This is a genomic window from Desulfosarcina ovata subsp. ovata, from assembly GCF_009689005.1.
GTDB classification, from domain to species: domain Bacteria; phylum Desulfobacterota; class Desulfobacteria; order Desulfobacterales; family Desulfosarcinaceae; genus Desulfosarcina; species Desulfosarcina ovata.
Map to the genome: position 1 here is coordinate 7,351,612 of NZ_AP021879.1, position 19,006 is coordinate 7,370,617.

15 protein-coding genes are annotated in these 19,006 nt (G+C 59.2%); 10 read left to right on the forward strand and 5 right to left on the reverse strand.

The annotated features are described in order from the left end of the window. Nucleotides 1-81 precede the first annotated feature (81 nt). The 10 genes from GN112_RS32215 (at nucleotide 82) to GN112_RS32260 (ending at nucleotide 14,784) form a co-directional block, all read left to right on the forward strand. Nucleotides 82-2,214, forward strand: a complete 2,133-nt coding sequence (locus GN112_RS32215; RefSeq protein WP_155313865.1) for a SulP family inorganic anion transporter — start codon at nucleotides 82-84, stop codon at nucleotides 2,212-2,214. A 15-nt stretch (nucleotides 2,215-2,229) separates the two neighbouring features. Beyond that, nucleotides 2,230-3,453, forward strand: a complete 1,224-nt coding sequence (locus tag GN112_RS32220; RefSeq protein ID WP_155313866.1) for a response regulator — start codon at nucleotides 2,230-2,232, stop codon at nucleotides 3,451-3,453. Between the two features lie 196 nt (nucleotides 3,454-3,649). Then, on the forward strand, nucleotides 3,650-4,144 hold the full coding sequence (locus tag GN112_RS32225; RefSeq protein ID WP_155313867.1) for a response regulator: 495 nt from the start codon (nucleotides 3,650-3,652) through the stop codon (nucleotides 4,142-4,144). A gap of 51 nt (nucleotides 4,145-4,195) precedes the next feature. Then, a complete protein-coding gene (locus GN112_RS32230) occupies nucleotides 4,196-5,023 on the forward strand; it encodes a universal stress protein (RefSeq protein ID WP_155313868.1) in 828 nt (275 codons plus the stop codon). A 99-nt stretch (nucleotides 5,024-5,122) separates the two neighbouring features. Beyond that, nucleotides 5,123-5,803 (forward strand): YMGG-like glycine zipper-containing protein, encoded by a 681-nt coding sequence (locus GN112_RS32235; RefSeq protein ID WP_162459218.1) that lies wholly within the window; start codon nucleotides 5,123-5,125, stop codon nucleotides 5,801-5,803. A 253-nt stretch (nucleotides 5,804-6,056) separates the two neighbouring features. Next, the gene (locus GN112_RS32240; RefSeq protein WP_155313870.1) at nucleotides 6,057-7,223 is read left to right on the forward strand and encodes an efflux RND transporter periplasmic adaptor subunit; all 1,167 of its coding nucleotides are present in this window, start codon (nucleotides 6,057-6,059) and stop codon (nucleotides 7,221-7,223) included. Next, nucleotides 7,220-10,492, forward strand: coding sequence for an efflux RND transporter permease subunit (locus GN112_RS32245; protein WP_155313871.1), 3,273 nt, complete (start codon nucleotides 7,220-7,222; stop codon nucleotides 10,490-10,492). Before GN112_RS32240 ends, GN112_RS32245 begins: the two co-directional genes overlap by 4 nt. After that, on the forward strand, nucleotides 10,489-11,457 hold the full coding sequence (locus tag GN112_RS32250) for a calcium/sodium antiporter (RefSeq protein ID WP_197743451.1): 969 nt from the start codon (nucleotides 10,489-10,491) through the stop codon (nucleotides 11,455-11,457). The genes GN112_RS32245 and GN112_RS32250 overlap by 4 nt, the downstream gene beginning before the upstream one ends. A gap of 16 nt (nucleotides 11,458-11,473) precedes the next feature. Then, nucleotides 11,474-13,132, forward strand: a complete 1,659-nt coding sequence (locus GN112_RS32255; RefSeq protein ID WP_155313872.1) for an adenosylcobalamin-dependent ribonucleoside-diphosphate reductase — start codon at nucleotides 11,474-11,476, stop codon at nucleotides 13,130-13,132. Nucleotides 13,133-13,224: 92 nt separating this feature from the next. Beyond that, nucleotides 13,225-14,784, forward strand: a complete 1,560-nt coding sequence (locus GN112_RS32260; protein WP_155313873.1) for a glycerol-3-phosphate dehydrogenase/oxidase — start codon at nucleotides 13,225-13,227, stop codon at nucleotides 14,782-14,784. Between the two features lie 65 nt (nucleotides 14,785-14,849). Here the strand turns inward: GN112_RS32260 and GN112_RS32265 are convergent, their stop codons facing one another. The 5 genes from GN112_RS32265 to GN112_RS32285 form a co-directional block, all read right to left on the reverse strand. Next, nucleotides 14,850-15,791: a pentapeptide repeat-containing protein gene (locus GN112_RS32265; protein WP_162459219.1), complete on the reverse strand. Its 942-nt coding sequence runs from the start codon at nucleotides 15,789-15,791 to the stop codon at nucleotides 14,850-14,852. Between the two features lie 41 nt (nucleotides 15,792-15,832). Then, nucleotides 15,833-16,288, reverse strand: a complete 456-nt coding sequence (locus tag GN112_RS32270; RefSeq protein ID WP_155313875.1) for a histidine kinase N-terminal 7TM domain-containing protein — start codon at nucleotides 16,286-16,288, stop codon at nucleotides 15,833-15,835. A 172-nt stretch (nucleotides 16,289-16,460) separates the two neighbouring features. Beyond that, the gene (locus GN112_RS32275; RefSeq protein ID WP_155313876.1) at nucleotides 16,461-17,732 is read right to left on the reverse strand and encodes an NAD(P)/FAD-dependent oxidoreductase; all 1,272 of its coding nucleotides are present in this window, start codon (nucleotides 17,730-17,732) and stop codon (nucleotides 16,461-16,463) included. A 21-nt stretch (nucleotides 17,733-17,753) separates the two neighbouring features. Then, complete coding sequence (locus GN112_RS34725) at nucleotides 17,754-18,215, reverse strand: hypothetical protein (RefSeq protein ID WP_231714010.1); 462 nt, start codon at nucleotides 18,213-18,215, stop codon at nucleotides 17,754-17,756. Between the two features lie 16 nt (nucleotides 18,216-18,231). Beyond that, on the reverse strand, nucleotides 18,232-18,981 hold the full coding sequence (locus tag GN112_RS32285) for an acyl-[acyl-carrier-protein] thioesterase (RefSeq protein WP_155313877.1): 750 nt from the start codon (nucleotides 18,979-18,981) through the stop codon (nucleotides 18,232-18,234). Nucleotides 18,982-19,006 lie beyond the last annotated feature (25 nt).

Sequence of the window (19,006 nt, forward strand, 5' to 3'; positions counted from 1 at the left end):
ACCGACGGCGAAAACGGATGGCAACCCGATCGATCAACCCGATTTATACGAACGATCAACTTAAAAGGATAGGAGTGGCACATGTTGGTGAAGGTATTTCCCTTTTTGGCGTGGTTTAAAAACTACGACAAGGCATCACTGCAACTTGACGCGCTTTCGGGTTTGACCGTGGCCCTGGTTCTGATTCCTCAATCGATGGCATATGCCCAGCTGGCCGGACTGCCCGCCTATTTCGGCTTGTACGCCTCATTTCTGCCCCCCATGATCGCCGCCCTGTTCGGATCCAGTCGTCAGCTGGCAACCGGTCCCGTGGCCATCGTGTCACTGATGACAGCGGCCTCCCTGGCGCCGCTGGCCACCACCGGGAGCCCTGGATATATCGCCTATGCGGTTTTATTGGCCCTGATGGTCGGTATTTTCCAGCTGAGCCTGGGCGTTTTGCGCCTGGGGCTGGTGGTGAATTTCCTGTCCCACCCCGTGGTCAACGGCTTCACCAACGCCGCCGCTCTGATTATCGCTTCCTCCCAGCTTTCGAAAATGTTCGGCGTTTATGTCGACAATGCGCCGCACCATTACGAAACCATTATCCATGTCATTAAGGCGGCGATCAATTACACCCACTGGCCCACCTTGTTGATCGGCGTGTTTGCCTTTGGCATCATGTACGGCCTTAAATGGCTGTCACCCCGAATCCCCAATGTTCTCGTGGCCGTTGTTATCACCACGGCCATTTCCTGGGCCACCGGATTCCAACATGACCGAATCGTCAGTGTCGATGCGATCGAATCCCCTGAAGCGCGTCATTTGATCGAGGAATTCAACAGAGCGTCCTTGGCGATTCCCGCACTTGCCGAAGAGCGGACCCGATTCGGTGAGGCCGCCAACAAAGCCAAACAAAGCCACGATGAAGTCGGCGTTTTGGATGCCGAGCATATGCTGGAGGTGACCAATCTGAAAATCTCGCATTTGAAGGAGGAGGTCCACAGCAACCGCGAACAACTGCGCGCCATCCTGTTTGCCGGCGTGGTTCAAGACGATGACTCGATTACCTTCTATGCCAAAGACAAAATCCCTGCCGGTCTGAACAGCGACGGGCGCACGTGGCGCGTCAAAGTCGGTAACGAATCGCTGGATACGGCCAAACTCAAAATGATGGGCGGCGGCGCTGTGGTCGGCACCATTCCCAAGGGGCTGCCATCCATGAGTGTCCCGCCGATCAACATCGGCGTCATGCTGCACCTGCTGCCGTTTGCGGCGATCATTTCTCTTTTGGGGTTCATGGAAGCGATTGCGATTGCCAAGTCCATGGCCAGTAAAACCGGACATCGGCTCGATCCCAACCAGGAGTTGATCGGTCAGGGACTGGGCAATATCTGCGGTGCCATCGGCAAGAGTTATCCCACCTCCGGGTCGTTTTCCCGTTCGGCGGTCAACCTTCAAGCTGGTGCGGTCAGCGGTCTGTCCAGCGTTTTTACCAGCGCGGCGGTGGTGATTGTGCTTTTATTTTTTACGCCATTGCTCTATCATCTTCCCCAGGCCGTACTGGCCGCGGTCATCATGATGGCCGTGATTGGTCTGCTCAACGTTTCCGGTTTCATCCATGCCTGGAAGGCCAAATGGTATGACGGCGCGATCTCCATTATCGCCTTTGTCAGTACCTTGGTTTTCGCTCCTCATCTGGACAAAGGGATCATGATCGGTGTGGTGCTGTCCTTGATGGTTTTCCTGTACAAAAGCATGCGTCCGAGAGTGGTTTTTCTGTCCCGCTCGGAGGATGAGGAGTTGCGCTGCGTGAGCACCCACAGTCTTGAGGAGTGTCCCTACGTGACCCTGGTCCGCTTCGAAGGGCCCCTGTTTTTCGCCAATGCCAGCTATCTTGAGGATACGATCACCGAGATGATCAGCACCAAAGACGGGCTCAATCATATTCTCGTCGCTGCCCACGGCATCAACGACATTGATTCATCGGGAGAGGAAACCTTGTCGCTGATCGTGGATCGGGTGAGAAGCAGTGGCATCGACATTTCCATGTGCGGGGTTAACGAGACGGTCATGGAAGTATTCAACCGTACCCACTTTTTGGCCAAAATCGGTGAAGACCATATTTACCCGACCCTGGAAAAAGGCATCGTTGCCGTCCATCAATCCGCCCACGAAAACAACCCGGATGCGAACTGCCCGTTGTTGAACGCTTGTCAACTTGTTGAAGCCTAAAAGGAGGAGTTATCCATGCCAGTCATTACCTTGTTCAGCGGCAGTTACTGCAACGAGAAAGAAGTTGTCCAGGAGATTGGGCTGCGGACGGGTTATCCGCTGATTTCAGACAAGGAAATTGTCGCCGAAGCCAGCCAGCGTGCCGGCATCCCCGAAAACCGGATCGAGCGGGTGTTCTCGAATAAAACATCGGTATTCAACCGCTTGACCCGCGAGCGTGAGCGTTCGCTGGCCTACCTTCGGTCGGTCCTGGCCGAACGCCTTTCCGAAGACGCGCTGATGATCAGCGGGTTTGCCGCACAACTGATCCCGCGTGAAATCAGCCATGTGCTGCGGGTCTGTCTGATCGCTGACATGAGCTCGCGGGTTGCCGCCGCTGTCCAAGAACGCCAGATCAGCGACGCCGAGGCCCTGAAAATCATCCACCGTGAGGATGAGAAGTGTGCCGCATGGATGCATCGGCTATACGAAACGCTTGACCCGTGGAGTGCCTCACTCTACGATATTTGCCTGCCGACCGATAAGACCTCGCCGGACGAAATTGCCGGGTTGATTGAAAAGAGTATTGACCAGTCGGTCATCAAACTCGCCAGCGGATCCAAACAGGCGGTCGATGATTTCAACACCGCCGCCAATTTGGAAATCGCGCTGGTCAAAAAAGGCCATACTGTCGGGGTTGAGGTCAAGGAGAGCGTTGCTACCCTGACCATCAACAAACATGTTCTCATGCTCAGCCGCCTTGAAGAGGAACTCAAGGAGATTGCCATCCAGGTGGCGGGCGTAACGGCTGTTGAGACCAAGGTGGGCCCCGGGTACTACCAGACCGATGTTTATCGCCGTCAGGATTTCGAAGCCCCGTCGAAGATCCTGCTGGTCGACGATGAGAAAAAATATGTTCAGACCCTGTCCAAACGGTTGATGATGCGCGAGCTGGATTCGGCAGTGGTCTATGATGGTGAATCGGCCCTTGAACTGGCCCGCGAGGATGAACCCGATGTGATGATTCTGGACCTCAGAATGCCCGGTATTGACGGTATCGAAGTGTTACGCCGCGTGAAAAAGACCCACCCGGCCATTGAGGTGATCGTTTTAACCAGCCAGGGGTCGGAAGCGGATAAAAAAACGTGCATGGAGTTGGGTGCGTTTGCATTTTTATCAAAATCGGTTGATATTGAGGAATTGAGCAAAACCATCAACGCTGCCCATGAGAAAATCAGTCAAGCGCGTGCCAGGCAGTAGCCGGCCCAAACGGATCGTTTCCCCGCATCGTGCTTTTGCCACGACCGGGCACGGATGCCAGGCGGATGGCATACCATTGAATTTTCTTTGCATCTATGTTTAAAAAGATGCAACATGAATTGTCGGACAACACCTCGTAAACACACGCCTGATTTGGGGGGCCATCTTTTCTTAACCCACACAACTGGAGGGTGCCATGGAAACAGAAAATAAAATTAGAATCCTTCTGGTCGATGATGAGGTCAAATTTTTAACTGCGATCGCGGATCGACTTTCCCTTAAAGGATTTGTGGTAACAACGGCAGATAATGGCGACGACGCCATCAAGGAAGCCGAAAAAGGCGGTTTCGATGTGGCGGTGGTCGACCTGCAGATGCCCGGAACCGATGGTGCGGCGGTCTTGAAAATTCTCAAACAAAACCACAAATTCATTGAAATCATCATGCTGACCGGACATGCCACGGTGGATTCAGCCGTGGAATGCACCCGCCTGGGTGCCTTTAAATACCTTGAAAAACCATACGATTTCGAACGGTTGGTCGATGCTCTCAAAGAAGCCTATGAGGCCAGAATGAAAAAGAAGTTTGAGCACAACCAGCAGCGTATGGAGGCGATTCAAAAGCTTTCTATGCACCAGTCTCCGCTGGGATTGCTCAAGGAACTGGCCCGGCTCGACGATGGGGTGAAATAGCTGTCCTTTCAACTATTTCTTCCGTTAAATGAAACTTAACAGAAATTGACAATGCGTACTGATTTGTTCCATGTATTCAGAAGCACTCCCCTGGGGCGGGAAACCTTCATGCAGTCGATCTATTTTTGCCGGACGCTGGATATCACCCTGAGCGTTTATGTTCCGGAGGATACCCAGTTCATGATGTACTTCGACCACGACGCCGTGCAGGTCAAACTGGATCATTCCTATCTCAGTGATCCAGCATCGGCGGTAGAGCGGGTGCGGGCCCTGGCTGCCAATTCCGGGGTGGAGACCCGCTTTATCGACCCCATCAACCGAACGGCCAGCAACCTTCCCGACCTGCCGACCCACTTCAGCTTCATGTGCTGCCCACGCTCCGTCAGCGATCAGGCTTCCAAAATCGGCCTGGGGTACATCGGGCCGAAAGTTCGTCATATTATCCGTTCGGCAACATTTCCCGTGCTCCTGACCCCGCCGGTTTTCAAACCCTGGACCAGCATCGCCGTCCTTTTCGGCGGATCGGACAGCGCGCTCAATGCCCTGCGCACCGGTATCGTTTTCGCCGAGCGATCCGGCTTCCCGCTGGACCTGTTTATTCAACAGGAGCAGGAACCGGACTATTACATACAGCGGGTCCATGCGGCCGGTCTCGAAAAGGCGCTGGCTCGCTGTTGCCGTCGGCGGTACGAATTTGCCGATGGCGCGTTTGATCACAACCTCTACAACTTACCCCACGATGCGCTGGTTTTATCCGGTGCATACGGACACGGCCGGATCAGAAATCTGCTTTTCGGAAGCAAGATGGAGATCGCCCAAACCACCCTGACCACCAGCATGCTGGTTACCGGCCCTCAGGCAACCGCCCATCTGAACTGACCGGCGGAATTTTTCCGCCCTCCTGTTGTTGACCCCCATCCAAGACAGCGGTATTCTACGAATACAATCTTTTTGTGAACACAAACGGAGACAATGCCGATGCAACGCTCTATTTATCTGCTGATTGCTGCCGTTTTGGGAATCTGTTTCACCGGGTGTTATACCCCTCAGGGGCGGCCGGACTACACGGCTTCCGGGGCACTGGCCGGCGCCGCCACGGGTGCGATTGCCGGTAGCCTTACCCACCATCCGGGCCACGGTGCCGTCGTCGGTGGGGCCGTGGGGGCTCTGGTTGGCGGGCTCATCGGGCACGGGATGGATCAGGCCCAGGCGGCCCAACTGCGCGCCCAGGCGCCGCAGACCCTGCAGCGGGTGGAAACCGGGCTGCCCCTGACGGCGGCGGACGTGCAGGCTCTGAGCCGGGCGGGTGTGGGCGATGACCTGATCATCAGCCAAATTCGCAACTCCCGTACGGTCTACCACCTCACCAGCGCGGACATCATCGCATTGAAGAATTCGGGGGTCAGCGAACGGGTGATCGATTTTATGATCAATACACCGGCCCAGATTCCGTCGGCCCAGGTTTCCGGCGTGATCGGGACGCTGCCGCCCCCGCCACCCGCCGAGACCATTGTGGTCAGCCCGGGCCCCGACTACTTCTGGGTGGGTGGTGCCTGGTTGTGGCTGGGCGACCGCTGGTTCTGGAATCATGGGTACTGGTATCGGCCGCTGCACCCCCATCACCATCACTTCCACCACCCCGGCCGCAGGCGGCGCTGATGACGATGTAACCATTTACCGTCAAACCGGTTCCAAAGACTCAGGCAAAGCACAATTGGCGTCATCCGGAGATCTCTGCGGTCTCCGCTAACGCCTCAATTTTCGCGGACTGATCGCAACAGATCGTAGGCCAACGCGAACGCCGCTGCTCGGGTTGTTCTTGATCTCATCTCCCCGGCATGCTTAAAGAACCGATAAGCGTTGTTCGTTCAACAATCATTACAAGCAGACAAACCGGCTGAGGAAACAAATCATGAGAAAACTTGTTTTACCGGCACTATTGGCTTTTGCGTTGCTGATTTTCTCCGTTCAATGCTCAGAGAAGATCGAACCGGGAACCACTCCGGTCGACAGTGGCCCGGCGGTATCCGTACGGGTGGTTGACGTCCGCAGCGCCGTTCAGCCGATCCTTTATGAAGCCGTCGGAACGGTCAGGGCCAGGCTCTCGGCAACGGTTTCCAGTAAATTGATGGGAACCATCCAGGCGTTCAATGTCAAGGAGGGCGACGACGTAAAAAAAGGCGATCTGCTGGTTCGTATTGACGATCGTCAGGTCGCCGCCCAGCTGGATCAGGCCCGGGCGGCCCTGGCAGAGGCGAAAAGGGCGGAAGCCGGGGCGGTTTCAGCGCGGATTGCCGCCGAAGCGGGTGCCCAGCGTGCCCGGCTTTCCTTTGAGCGCAATCGCACCATGCTCGAAGGCGGCGCCATCACCCAGGAAATGTTCGAAACGGTTGACGCCCAGCACAAGCAGGCCCGGGCTTCCCTGGCCCAGGCCAAGGCCATGGTGGAGGCGGCGCGTTTCCGGGTCAAACAGGCCCAGGCAGCCGTGGAAGCTGCCACTGTCGCCCGGAAGGATGCCCACGTGTTGGCTCCGTTTGACGGCCAGGTGACCGCCAAACAGGCCGATGCGGGTGCTTTGGCCTCTCCGGGTATGCCGCTGTTAACCCTGGAGCGCGAGGGTGGCTACCGGGTCGACCTGGTGGTTCCCGAGACCCATATTCGCGCAGTGAAGACAGGGCTGCCGGTGGCCGTACGGATTCCCGCCGTGAGTGAAATCCCCATCCGCGGAACGGTCGATGTGATCGTTCCATCGGGTGACCAGGGCAGCCGGACTTTCGTTGTCCAGGTGGGGATTCCCGTCATCGACGGGCTGCGTTCGGGAATGTTTGCCCGGGTGCCGCTGACCATCGGCGAGCAGAAGATCCTGCGTATTCCCCGTTCGGCCGTGGTCCATGAAGGGCAGTTGACCGGGGTATTCATCGTCGATGCCGGGAACATCGCCCGCTTTCGCCTGATTCGCACCGGCCGCGACTATGACGATTCCGTGGAAGTGATTTCGGGTATCGAGGACGAGACCCGGCTGGTGGCCCAGCCGCCGGCCCAATTGAGCAACGGAGCTGCCGTGGAGTTTGCAAAATGAGCCAATCATACGGGCCTTCCGGAAAAGTCGCCCACTATTTCATTAATTCCAAACTGACGCCGCTGATCATCATCGCCTCGATTTTGCTGGGGATGGCCGCCGTGGTGGCCCTTCCCCGGGAGGAGGAACCCCAGATCATCGTGCCCATGATCGACGTTTTCGTGCAGATGCCCGGGTCTAGTGCCGCCGAGGTGGAACAGCGCGTCACGCGGCCCATGGAGAAATTGCTTTGGGAGATCCCCGGCGTGGAGTACATTTACTCAACCAGCATGCCGGGCATGGCCATGGCCATCGTGCGCTTTTACGTCGGCCAGGATGAGGAAACATCCATCGTGCGGCTGCAATCCAAGCTGATGTCCAACATGGACCGGATTCCCTGCTGCATCACGGAGCCGTTGATCAAACCGCGTTATATCGATGACGTGCCCATCCTTGCCCTGACTTTCTGGAGTGATGACCAGGTAGAGCCCTACCTACTGCGTCGCGTGGCTGCCGAAGTGGAGGATCAGGCCAAACGGGAACCCAATGTTTCGATCACCTCCCTGATCGGGGGAGAGGGCCGGCGGGTGGAGGTTCAGCTGGATCCGGTGCGCATGGCCGGGTACAAGCTGGATCCGGTGGCCGTATCCCGGATTGTTTTTGCCGCCAACCAGGCCACCGATGCGGGCAGCTATCCGTCAACCGAAGGCCAGATCGTCGTCCATACGGGCGGATTCATGAAAACCGCCGAGGATGTCCGCAATGTGGTGGTGGCGGCCCACCAGGGGCGGCCGGTCTACTTGGGGGATGTGGCCACGATTCAAGACGGACCGCCCCTGCCGGAAAATTATCTCTATTTCGGCACGGGACCGGCGGCTGACGAAAAGGGCATCGCCCCCGAGGTGGCCGGCCGGGCACCTTACCCGGCGGTGACCCTGACCCTGGCCAAACGCAAGGGCACCAATGCCATCAGTGTGGCCGAGAAAGTGCTGGCGCGGGTGGAATCCCTCAAAGGCACGGTGATTCCCGACAACGTGCATGTGACCATCACGCGCCATTACGGCGAAACGGCCAAGGAGAAGAGTGACGAACTGCTCTGGCACATGCTCATCGCCGTGGTGTCGGTGACCATTTTGATCTGGTTCACCCTGGGGCACCGGGAGTCGGGCGTGGTGGCCTTTGCCATTCCGGTAACCCTGGCGCTGACCATGGCGGTCTTCTATTTGTATGGGTACACCCTCAATCGGATCACCCTGTTCGCCCTGATCTTCTCCATCGGGATCCTGGTGGACGACGCCATCGTGGTGGTGGAGAATATCGTGCGTCACTTTCGTCTGCCGGGCAACGAACACCGGCCGCGTGTCCAGGTGGCTGTCGAGGCCGTGGATGAAGTTGGCAACCCGACCATTCTGGCCACCCTGACGGTGATCGCCGCCATTTTGCCCATGGCTTTTGTGGGCGGACTGATGGGGCCTTACATGCGGCCCATTCCCGTGGGAGCCTCGGCGGCCATGGTTTTCTCCCTGATCGTGGCCTTCATCGTCACCCCCTGGGCCGCCTACCGTCTGCTGAAACGCGATGCACAGGGGGGCGGGCATGGTGACGGCCACGGATCGGAAGACTGGGCCACCCGGCTTTACCGTAACGTCATGGACCATCTGCTGCACAATCCCCGCTGGCGGTGGTCCTTTCTGATCGGCGTGGCGGTGTTGCTCCTGGGCGCCTGTGCCATGGTGGCCGTGGGGCTGGTCAAAGTGAAAATGCTGCCTTTTGACAACAAAAGCGAATTCCAGGTGATGCTGGATATGCCGGAATCCGCTACCCTGGAGGATACCGCTGCCGCGGCTTTCGAGATGGGCGATTACCTGGCCACGGTCAACGAAGTGGTGGATTACCAGATTCACGTGGGTACTGCCGGACCCTTCAATTTCAACGGCCTGGTCCGCCATTATTACTTGCGGCATTCCCCCCATCTTGGCGATATCCAGGTTAACCTGGCCGGCAAGGGGCGCCGCAAGGAGCAGAGTCACGCCATTGCCAAGCGGGTACGCCCGCCCCTCAAAGCCATTGCCGACCGTTATGGTGCGCGCATCACCGTGGCCGAGGTACCGCCCGGCCCGCCGGTGGCGGCGACCCTGGTGGCCGAGGTGTATGGCCCCGATTACGACCGGCAGCGGGAACTGGCCCTGAAAATCCGAGACCTGTTCGAAGCAACCGACGGTGTCGTGGATGTGGACTGGTATATGGAAGAGGACCAGACCCGCTACCAGATCAAAGCCGACCAGGAGAAGGCCGCCCTGCACGGCATTAGTGTGGCCCACATCACCAAAACCCTGCAGGCGGCTCTCTCCGGTTCCCAGGCCGGCCTGCTGCATCAGCCACTCGAAAAAGAGAACGTGCCCATCGTGCTGCAACCGCCCCTGGCCATGCGGGCCGGACTGGATCTGCTCAAGGCCATCAACGTGAGTGCTGCCGACGGTCACCAGGTGGCGCTCTCCGATCTGGTCTCCGTGCGCAAGACACCCATGGACCGCAGCATTTACCACAAGAACCTCATGCCCGTGGTTTATGTGGTCGGCGATGTGGCCGGGGCCAAGGAGAGCCCGGTATACGCCATCTTGGAACTGCGCAAGAAAATCGACGCCATTACCCTGCCCGAAGGATACCGCATCGACCAGCACACGGCGTCGTTGCCCGACAGCGACCAGCGTTTTGCCATGAAATGGGATGGTGAGTGGCACATCACCTACGAGGTTTTTCGTGATCTGGGAATCGCTTTCGCCGTGGTGATGGTGCTGATCTTCGTTCTGGTGGTGGGCTGGTTCCAGTCCTTCTCCACGCCGGTGACCATTATGATGGCGATTCCCTTTTCGCTGATCGGCATCCTGCCGGCCCACTGGGCCATGGGCGCCTTTTTCTCGGCCACCTCAATGATCGGGTTTATTGCCGGAGCCGGTATCGTGGTGCGCAACTCCATCATCCTGGTGGATTTTATCGAACTGCGCCTGGAACAGGGGGCGCCGCTGGATCAAGCCGTGATCGATGCCGGGGCCGTGCGCTTCCGGCCCATGATGCTTACTGCCGCCGCCGTGGTGGTGGGGGCCTCGGTGATTCTGTTTGATCCCATTTTTCAGGGGCTGGCCATCTCGTTGATGGCCGGTGAGGTGGCATCCCTGCTCTTCTCGCGCATGACGGTGCCGATTCTCTATTTTCTGGACAAACGCTGGGAGTTCGCCCATGGCCATGGCGGATCCGGACACGCTCACCGGACTGGTGACACGGACGCATGATCGTCATCCTTTTCCTGCTCATGGCCGGTTTCGTGGTTCTGATCAAGGGGGCCGACATCTTTGTCGACGGGGCCGCCCACCTGGCCCGGACGCTTGATGTCTCGCCCATGATCATCGGGTTGACCGTGGTGGCTTTCGGCACCTCGGTCCCGGAACTGTTTGTCAACATCGCCGCCAGCGTCGGTGGTGACACGGATATTGCCCTGGGCAACGTGATGGGCAGCAACATCGCCAACGGGCTGCTCGTCCTGGGGATCTCGGCCCTGATCCGCCCCCTGCAGATCTTCCGGAAAACGGTCTGGCAGGCGATCCCTTTCAGCCTGCTGGCTGCGATTATGTTGTGGGTTCTGGCCAATGATGTCTTCGTCGACGGCAGTTTTTTTTCGATCCTCAGTCGCTCGGACGGATGGGTCCTGCTGGGTTTTTTTACCGTTTTCATGGCCTATTCGGCGGCAGTTATCGCCCCGGTTGACGGGTTGCCGCCCGTGGATCCGGTTCCCCCGGAAAAAGCCGCCGCGGTGGCCCTGAAAATGGCCTTTGGCTTTTGCGGCCTGCTATTCGGGTCGCGCTGGATCGTTGACAGCGCCGTGGCCCTGGCCGATCGCCTGGGGGCGCCCCGGGTCGTGGTCGGACTGACGGTGGTGGCGTTGGGGACCTCCCTGCCCGAGCTGGCCACATCGGTAGCGGCTGCCCGACGCGGGGCTGCGGAGATAGCCGTGGGCAATGTGGTGGGGTCCAACATCTTCAACATCCTTTTCGTGTTGGGGATCAGCGCCGTGATCAGGCCGCTGCCGGTGAATCCCGCGGCCAATATGGATTTGGCCATGCTGACGGCCACCAGTGTGCTGCTGGTTGTCTTTCTGTTTGCCGGCCAGGTGCGGGTTATGGGCCGCCGGGAAGGAGGACTGGCGCTTTTCCTGTATGTGCTATACACTGGGTATCTGGTCTATCCGTTATTTTTTTAGCGGGAAAGGTGGTGTCATGCGGACCCTCAATCTCACCCCTCTTGCCCGGGAGGTGCTGCAGAAACGATACCTGGCGCGGAACTATCGGGGCGAGACCATTGAAACCCCGGCCGATCTTTTTGACCGGGTGGCCTGGACCGTGGCCGAGGCGGACCGGCTTTTCGATGCCGGCGCTGCGGTGGGGGAGACGGCCGCCCGCTTCGAGTCGGCCATGACCTCCCTGGAGTTTCTGCCCAATTCCCCCTGCCTGATGAACGCCGGAAGGCCCCTGGGCCAGTTGGCGGCCTGTTTTGTACTCCCGGTGGAGGATAATCTGGAATCGATTTTCCAGAGCCTCAAGGATGCCGCCCTGATTCATCGCACCGGCGGCGGTACCGGATTTTCCTTTGGTCGTCTGCGCCCGACCGGTGACACCATTTTCCCTGCTTCCGGCGTAACCGGCGGGCCGGTTTCCTTTATCCGGCTTTTCGACTCGGCCACCCATCTGATCGACCGCAACCGGATCCGGCCTGGCGCCAACATGGGCGTTCTGCATGTCAGCCATCCGGACATCGAGACCTTCATCACGGCCAAGCGCGATCATGGCCTGCTGCGCAATTTCAACCTTTCCGTGTCATTGGATGATCATTTCATCGACTGCGTGAGGGCTGACCGGGACTACCCGTTGGTCCATCCGCGCACCGGTGCCATCGTCAAGCACCGGTCCGGCGTGGCCCTGCTGCAGCTGATGGCCGAAAGCGCCTGGGCGACCGGCGATCCGGGCATCCTGTTCATCGACCGCATCAACCGGGCCAATCCCACGCCGGAACAGGGGCTTCTGGAAGCCACCAACCCTTGCGGCGAGCAACCGCTGCTGCCCCATGAATCGTGTACCCTGGGGTCGATCAACCTGACCCGCATGCTCAATGGCACGACCCTCGACACCGGCAAACTGGAATCGACGGCCCACCTGGCCGTCCATTTTCTGGACAACGTGGTGGAGGTCAACCGCCATCCGACGGCCCAGACCGAGGAGTGGAGCCGAATGAACCGCAAGATCGGTCTGGGGGTGATGGGCTTTGCCGACATGCTGATCCTCATGGGCATCCCTTACCAGAGCCGGCAGGCCGTGGAGTTGGCCGAATCGATCATGTCGTGTATTCAGCGGGCCGCCGAGGATGCGTCGGCCGAACTGGCGGCCAGAAGGGGAAACTTCCCGGCTTTTCACCGGAGCGTTTTTCCGGCGCGCGGAGTCAAACGACGCCGCAATGCCACCCTGACTACCGTGGCACCGACCGGTACCATCAGTATCCTGGCCGGTGTGAGCAGCAGTGTCGAACCCGTATTTGCCTTTGACGGGCAACGCCGCATCGCCGGTGAACGATACACCGACCTGCATCCCATCTATGCCCGCTACCGGCGCGAGGGGCGGCCCATCGACAAAACGATTTTTCAGACCGCCTGGGACGTTTCGCCCCACTGGCACCTGAAAATTCAGGCCGCGTTTCAGAAATATACCGACAACGCCGTTTCCAAAACGGTCAACCTGCCCGAAACCATCACGGCGGAAAAGATTCGTGACCTGTTCATGGATGCGGCCGGGATGGACCTCAAGGGGGTTACCGTCTACCGGGACCAGTCGCATCCGGATCAGATCCTCTCGGCCTGTTCGTTGAAAAACGAGGAGTGTTCGTGAAAAATGGGGGGGATCGGATGAAAGGGACCCTTCTGAATCAATCCCTACCCCCTAAATGGCTAAACCGCTAAATGCCTAACCTGGAGGCACCCATGGACCGAAACCAGTCGCTTGATACCTTGAAGACGTATGAGGGGTATTGGGACATGATCGTGATTGGCGGTGGGGCCACCGGCCTGGGGTGTGCCTTGGATGCCGTTTCACGGGGGTACAAGACCCTTCTGGTGGAACAGCACGACTTTGCCAAGGGCACATCCAGCCGCAGCACCAAGCTGATTCATGGTGGCGTGCGCTACCTGCAGCAGGGCAATGTGTCACTGGTGCTCGAAGCACTTCACGAACGGGGACTGCTTATGCAAAACGCCCCGCACCTGGTGCAGAACCAGTCGTTTATCGTTCCCAACTATGAGTGGTGGAACGGGCCGTTTTACGGTGTCGGTCTCAAGGTCTACGACCTTCTGGCCGGCCGGTTGGGCCTGGGGCCGTCCAAGTGGCTTTCCAAAACCGAGACCCTGGCGCGGATCCCCACATTGGAGCCGAACCGGCTGCACGGTGGTGTGATCTACCATGACGGCCAGTTTGACGATGCCCGTCTGGCGGTCAATCTGGCCCAGTCCATTGCCGATACCGGAGGGGTTCCCCTCAACTACATGCAGGTCACCGGTCTGGCCCATTCGGGCAATATGGTGGATGGGGTAACTCTGAAAGACACCCTGTCCGGCGCGTCCCATGAGGTTCGCGGCCGGGTGGTGATCAATGCCACCGGCATTTTCACCGACCATATCCTGCGTATGGACCAGCCTGGCGCAAAACCCCTGATCGTTCCCAGCCAGGGGATTCACCTCGTGCTGGACAAGCGCTTCCTGAAGGGCGATACCGCCATCATGGTTCCCCAGACCGAGGATGGACGGGTGCTGTTTGCCGTGCCCTGGCACAACCGGGTACTGGTGGGAACCACGGACACACCGGTGGCCGAGGCCAGTCTGGAACCGCGCCCCCTGGCCTCGGAGATCGAATTCATCCTCAAGCATGCCGCCCAGTATATGGTCGAGGACCCTTCCCGCGAGGATATCCTGTGCGTGTTCGCCGGCATCCGGCCGCTGGTGGGGACCAGCGATGGCAAAAAAACCGCCTCGATCTCCCGGGACCACCATCTGGAGGTCTCCCCGTCAGGCCTGGTGACCATTGCCGGGGGAAAATGGACCACCTATCGCAAGATGGCGGAAGATACGGTCAACCAGGCGGCCCAGATCGCCGGACTTCCCGAAAGCGACTGCCCCACCCGCAAGCTGCGCATTCACGGATGGCTGAAAAACATCGACCCCCAGGATCCGCTGTGCGCCTACGGTTCCGATGCGGTGTTGATCCGGCGGATCATCGATGCGCAGCCCGAAATGGGGGAACGGCTTCACGATCGCCTGCCCTATTGCAAAGCCGAGGTGGTGTGGGCGGTGCAAAACGAGATGGCCCGGACCCTCGAGGATGTGCTTGCCCGGCGAACCCGCGCATTGATTCTGGATGCGGCGGCCAGCATGGCGATGGCCGAGGCCGTCGCCGGCATCATGGCCGACGTGCTGGGACGGGACGCGGCCTGGATCCGGCAGCAAACCGATGGATTCATGGCCCTGGCCCGGGGCTACCTGCCGGATTGATCGTTGATTCAACCTTGGGCGTCGCCAATTTTCTCCTGAACGGTGGAATTTGATTGAGAGGCCCCCTACTGAACACAGCGGCCAATGGATCCGGGCGCACATTTTTTGCCATTGGTCCAGATGGCGCCCACCAGGTAGGCATCGTTGAATATTGCGGCGCTGATGTTGGCCCCGGCCAGATTGGCTCCTGTCAGGTTGGCGCCGGAAAAGTCGGCATGGCTGAGATTGGCCAGTTTCAGGTTGGCAACGGAAAGATCGGCATCGGTCAGCCGGGCGGCGGAGAGATCGGCTCCCAGCATGACCGCGGTCTTCAGATCGGCGTTGTCCAATTGCGCCTCCGTCAGAATCGCATGTACCATCAGCGCTCCCCGCAGATAGGCGCCGGAGAAATCACTGCCGGAGAGGTCCGCCTCGGTGAAGTCCGCCTCCATCAGATGGCTTCCTTGAAAATGGCTCCGGCGGGCCACGACCCGGGTCAGATTGGCCCTGGCCAGATCGGCCGCCGTCAATTGTGCGGCGGAGAGATCGGCGCGACTCATGTCCGCCCCCTTGAGGAAGGCGCCGGTCAAATCCTGCTGCCCCAGGGTCGCCGCTTTCAGATTGCAGCCCGGGCACTGGCTGATCTCCATCAGCATTGCAGTGGCCGGTGTCAGGCAGCGTCCCACCGACGATGCACCGCAGGTCTGGCCGTTAACCCAGGTGGCATGGGTCAATCGGGCCTCTTCAAAATGGGCATAACGGGTGTCGGCATTGGTCAGGTTGGCTCCTTCCAGGTTGGCGCTGGAAAGATTGGCGGTCTGCAGATAGGCACCGGTAAGATCGGCCCCGGCCAGATCGGCCCCCGATAAGTCCACACCACTCAAATCGCACAGGCGGCAGCTGCGGCTGGCCTCCAGGCGCTGGCGCAGGCTCTTGGGCGTCAGCAGTCGCCCGAGCAGGCCCAGAACCACCATCAGGACCAATGCGGCGGTAATACCCACAGCCAGTTTTTTCAGGTTCCAAACCATGATTATTCTGCGAAATGGATCAGCTGACAGCGTTTTTTTCATTATTTTGATGATTGTCCGTCTTTATGCCGGCATTCGATTTCAAATGCGCTATCCGTTTCGATCCAGGTGTGTGACCAGATCAGATGGTGGTGGTCGTTGGTATAGACGCCAATGACGATCAGCACGGGAACAACAATCAGACTCCCGCCGCGCAGGCCGGAAATCCAGGCCGTTCTTCCGGAAAGAACCATGGCAAAACGGAAAAACAGGAGGCCGACCCAGGCGGCGCCCAGATATTCCCGGCGGACCCAGGTCAGCTTGGCTGTAAGACCGCTGACCCTCAGTTCCATTCCGTAGCAAAATGACCAAACCGCCACCGCAGCCAGAAGCAGGATCAATTCCCGTGAACTGGGCGTCTGCCGTCGGGGAATCAGATAAACGATCAGCGCCAGACAGATGACTGCGGCGACAAAGGTGTGCTGCATGAAGAGCGTTTGTAGATCGATTTCGAGCAAATCCGTTTTTCTGCCCCTGTGCTTACCGTTTTTGTTAATGAATCCAGGTGATATTGACGGGCGTTTGCCGATCGGCCGAATTGAGTGCGATCGGCAGCCAGTCAGAGGCCAGATTAACCATTTCCGGCGGCGCAGATCAACCGCCAATTGTCAGCCGGGAATGGGCAACCCGTCAGCCCAGCCTGGCAAAACGGCGGATGGAAAAAGGCGCCGGATCAAAGGACGGCCGCTTGCCGGCAACCATGTCGGCCATCAGACGCCCGGTTCCCGTAGCCGTGGAGATGCCCAGCATGCCGTGGCCAGTGGCGATGTAAAGGTTGTTCCTATCGGGCATTCGGTCAATGATGGGAAGATCGTCCACGCACATGGGGCGCAGGCCGGTCCATTGTTCGGTCACCGGCCGGCCGACCGGCGTTTTGAGATAGATCGCCGCCGACGTTTCCAGGTTGGCCAGACGGCGCGGATTCAAGGTGTCGTCGAACCCGGAAAATTCCATGGTGCCGCCCAGGCGGTAGCCGCTTTTCCACGGGGTCACAACCATATTGCGTTCGTAAAGATAACACGGCCGGGTGGGACATGCCGCCGGTCGCTGCATGGTGATGCTGTAGCCCTTACCCGGTTGTACGGGAATGCGCAGGCCCAGCTGGCGGGCCATGGCCGGCGTCCAGGCACCGGCGGCCAGGACGAATCGGTCGGCGGTGAACCGGCCCCGGGTGGTGATCACGGCGGTCACTTTGTCCTTCCGGGTTTCGAATTGTTGCAGGCTGCAGTCTTCCTCGATCATCCCGCCACGCTGCTGCACCGCCTGGCCCCAACTGTGCACGAGCCGTTCCGGCCGCAGATGGCTGTCGGCCGGATGGTACCAGCCGCCGCAGACCCGGTCACTCAGGGCCGGCTCGAGTGTTCTGACCGAGCGGCGATCGTGGAACCGGGCCGCCAGACCGAACGGCGCCAACAGGCGGTTGGTGGCCTGATAGCCCTCCATAGTGGCTGGATCGGTAAAGGCGATCAGCACGCCGCGCCGCTCGAAATCGCATTCCAGCCGTTCATCCTCGAAGAGGGTGCCAAAAAGAGTGGCGGAAGCCCGCAGGATGCTGTTCCTTGCCCGGATGGCGTGGTCACGCTGACGCGAATGGCAATGGGCGGCAAAGCGCAGCAGCCATAAGGCCAGGGAGAGATCGAAGTGGGGCTTGATGGTCAGGGGCGAGGTTCCCCGGAGGGTGCGGATCAACTCGTGGCGGATGGCACCGGGCACGCACAGGGGCGGCAGGTCACTGACAAAAAGCAGCCCACAATTGCCATGCGACGCACCGGCGCTCACGGTGTCTTGTTCGATGATGCGCACCGATCGGCCGTCGCGCACCAGGTAATAGGCGCAGGCGAGGCCGATGACGCCGCCGCCGATCACCAGAACGTCGCTGTGTCGGGAATTTTGCAAACTCACGCGGAAGCACTCCTTTTCATTTCATTCACGGGGGAAGCGTCCTTTCAGCGCTTCGATGAAGACCTGCCGGGCCTGTGCGCGATCCTCCGGCAGGATCAGGTCGGTCCACTTGATCTGCCCGCTGTTGAACAGTTTCCGGGGATAGCCGGCGAAACAGGGTACGCCCACCCGGGTTTTGGATGATCTGCGGTTCCACAGGGCTTTGTTGCAGGGACCGGTCACCAAGGGGCCGTGGCAGCCCATATAGAAAAAGAGGCAGCCGCGTTCACCGAAGCGTTTCTCCTCTTGTTGACCTGCAGGCCGTCGGCCAGCAGGTCGGCGGCATCCGGCGTGTCGGCATTTATCAGCGACCAGGTATCTCCGCCGCAGTTGCCGTCCTGGATCCAGTACGCGGATTACGCCATCGATTTTTGCCGCAGCGTCGGAAAGTCGGCTGATTTTGGCAAAGGTAACGGGGTCGAGGACATCCTCGGCCTTGACCACGATAGGGATGGCCGCTTCATCGTATTCCTTGCCAGCGGGTCAGCAGCCGGCAGAATTCATGACCGTCGCAATTCCCGGTCAGCTGATGGATGAATGTCGGCATCTCATCGGCCTGTTTCTCAATGCGGCTGGTGAGGGTGTCGCCATACCCGATCGACGCCTTGAAAATTGCCTCGATCTGCTTGACTTGATGGGTTTGGCGGAAGTCATCGGGGATGCTTTCCAGAGCAAAGGCGATGTAGCGCGGGTTGTTGACATGGTGGTTGAGGTCTAGGTCGTCACGGCGCACGGCAACGTTGACGTCGGGGACCCAAGGGGTTGACACTGGCGGCAGGCGCTCAAAATCATCTTCGAAAACCGTTTCATCCACAATGGGAAAGTCGGCCAGGGGTACCTCCGGTGAAACCGGGTGGCGGGTGGCGTAGTCCAGCAGCATGAAGATACCCTGACCAAGGGCGATCTTCCGGCCGTCGGTGTCGGTGACCATGAACTCGCGGGGAACACGCTGGCCATGTGTCGCGGATCGCCACGTGGTGACCCGGATGCGCTCCTGCCACTGCGGATAGCGCAGGATCCGGACCCGGTAGCGCACCACTACCCAGGTCAATCCCCGCTCGATAAGATGTCGGATGGACAATTTCAGAGGGGAGGTCTGCTGGCTGGCCGCATCCTGGAAGAAATCGAACATCACCCCCGGCCGGGCCAAGCCATCGGGTCCGAGGTGATGCAGGTGAACGGAAAATTCAGCACTGTGTTTGGGGATCATGGGCCACTTGTTTTGCACCGGGTTA

What these genes read in the sequence shown, in the direction of transcription:
- GN112_RS32235 (WP_162459218.1), top strand. Translation starts at nt 5,123, where the DNA reads ATGCAACGCTCTATTTATCTGCTGATTGCTGCCGTTTTGGGAATCTGT.
- GN112_RS32215 (WP_155313865.1), top strand. Translation starts at nt 82, where the DNA reads ATGTTGGTGAAGGTATTTCCCTTTTTGGCGTGGTTTAAAAACTACGAC.
- GN112_RS32285 (WP_155313877.1), bottom strand. Translation starts at nt 18,981, where the DNA reads ATGATCCCCAAACACAGTGCTGAATTTTCCGTTCACCTGCATCACCTC.
- GN112_RS32245 (WP_155313871.1), top strand. Translation starts at nt 7,220, where the DNA reads ATGAGCCAATCATACGGGCCTTCCGGAAAAGTCGCCCACTATTTCATT.
- GN112_RS32240 (WP_155313870.1), top strand. Translation starts at nt 6,057, where the DNA reads ATGAGAAAACTTGTTTTACCGGCACTATTGGCTTTTGCGTTGCTGATT.
- GN112_RS32225 (WP_155313867.1), top strand. Translation starts at nt 3,650, where the DNA reads ATGGAAACAGAAAATAAAATTAGAATCCTTCTGGTCGATGATGAGGTC.
- GN112_RS32250 (WP_197743451.1), top strand. Translation starts at nt 10,489, where the DNA reads ATGATCGTCATCCTTTTCCTGCTCATGGCCGGTTTCGTGGTTCTGATC.
- GN112_RS32265 (WP_162459219.1), bottom strand. Translation starts at nt 15,791, where the DNA reads ATGGTTTGGAACCTGAAAAAACTGGCTGTGGGTATTACCGCCGCATTG.
- GN112_RS32255 (WP_155313872.1), top strand. Translation starts at nt 11,474, where the DNA reads ATGCGGACCCTCAATCTCACCCCTCTTGCCCGGGAGGTGCTGCAGAAA.
- GN112_RS32230 (WP_155313868.1), top strand. Translation starts at nt 4,196, where the DNA reads ATGCGTACTGATTTGTTCCATGTATTCAGAAGCACTCCCCTGGGGCGG.
- GN112_RS32260 (WP_155313873.1), top strand. Translation starts at nt 13,225, where the DNA reads ATGGACCGAAACCAGTCGCTTGATACCTTGAAGACGTATGAGGGGTAT.
- GN112_RS32220 (WP_155313866.1), top strand. Translation starts at nt 2,230, where the DNA reads ATGCCAGTCATTACCTTGTTCAGCGGCAGTTACTGCAACGAGAAAGAA.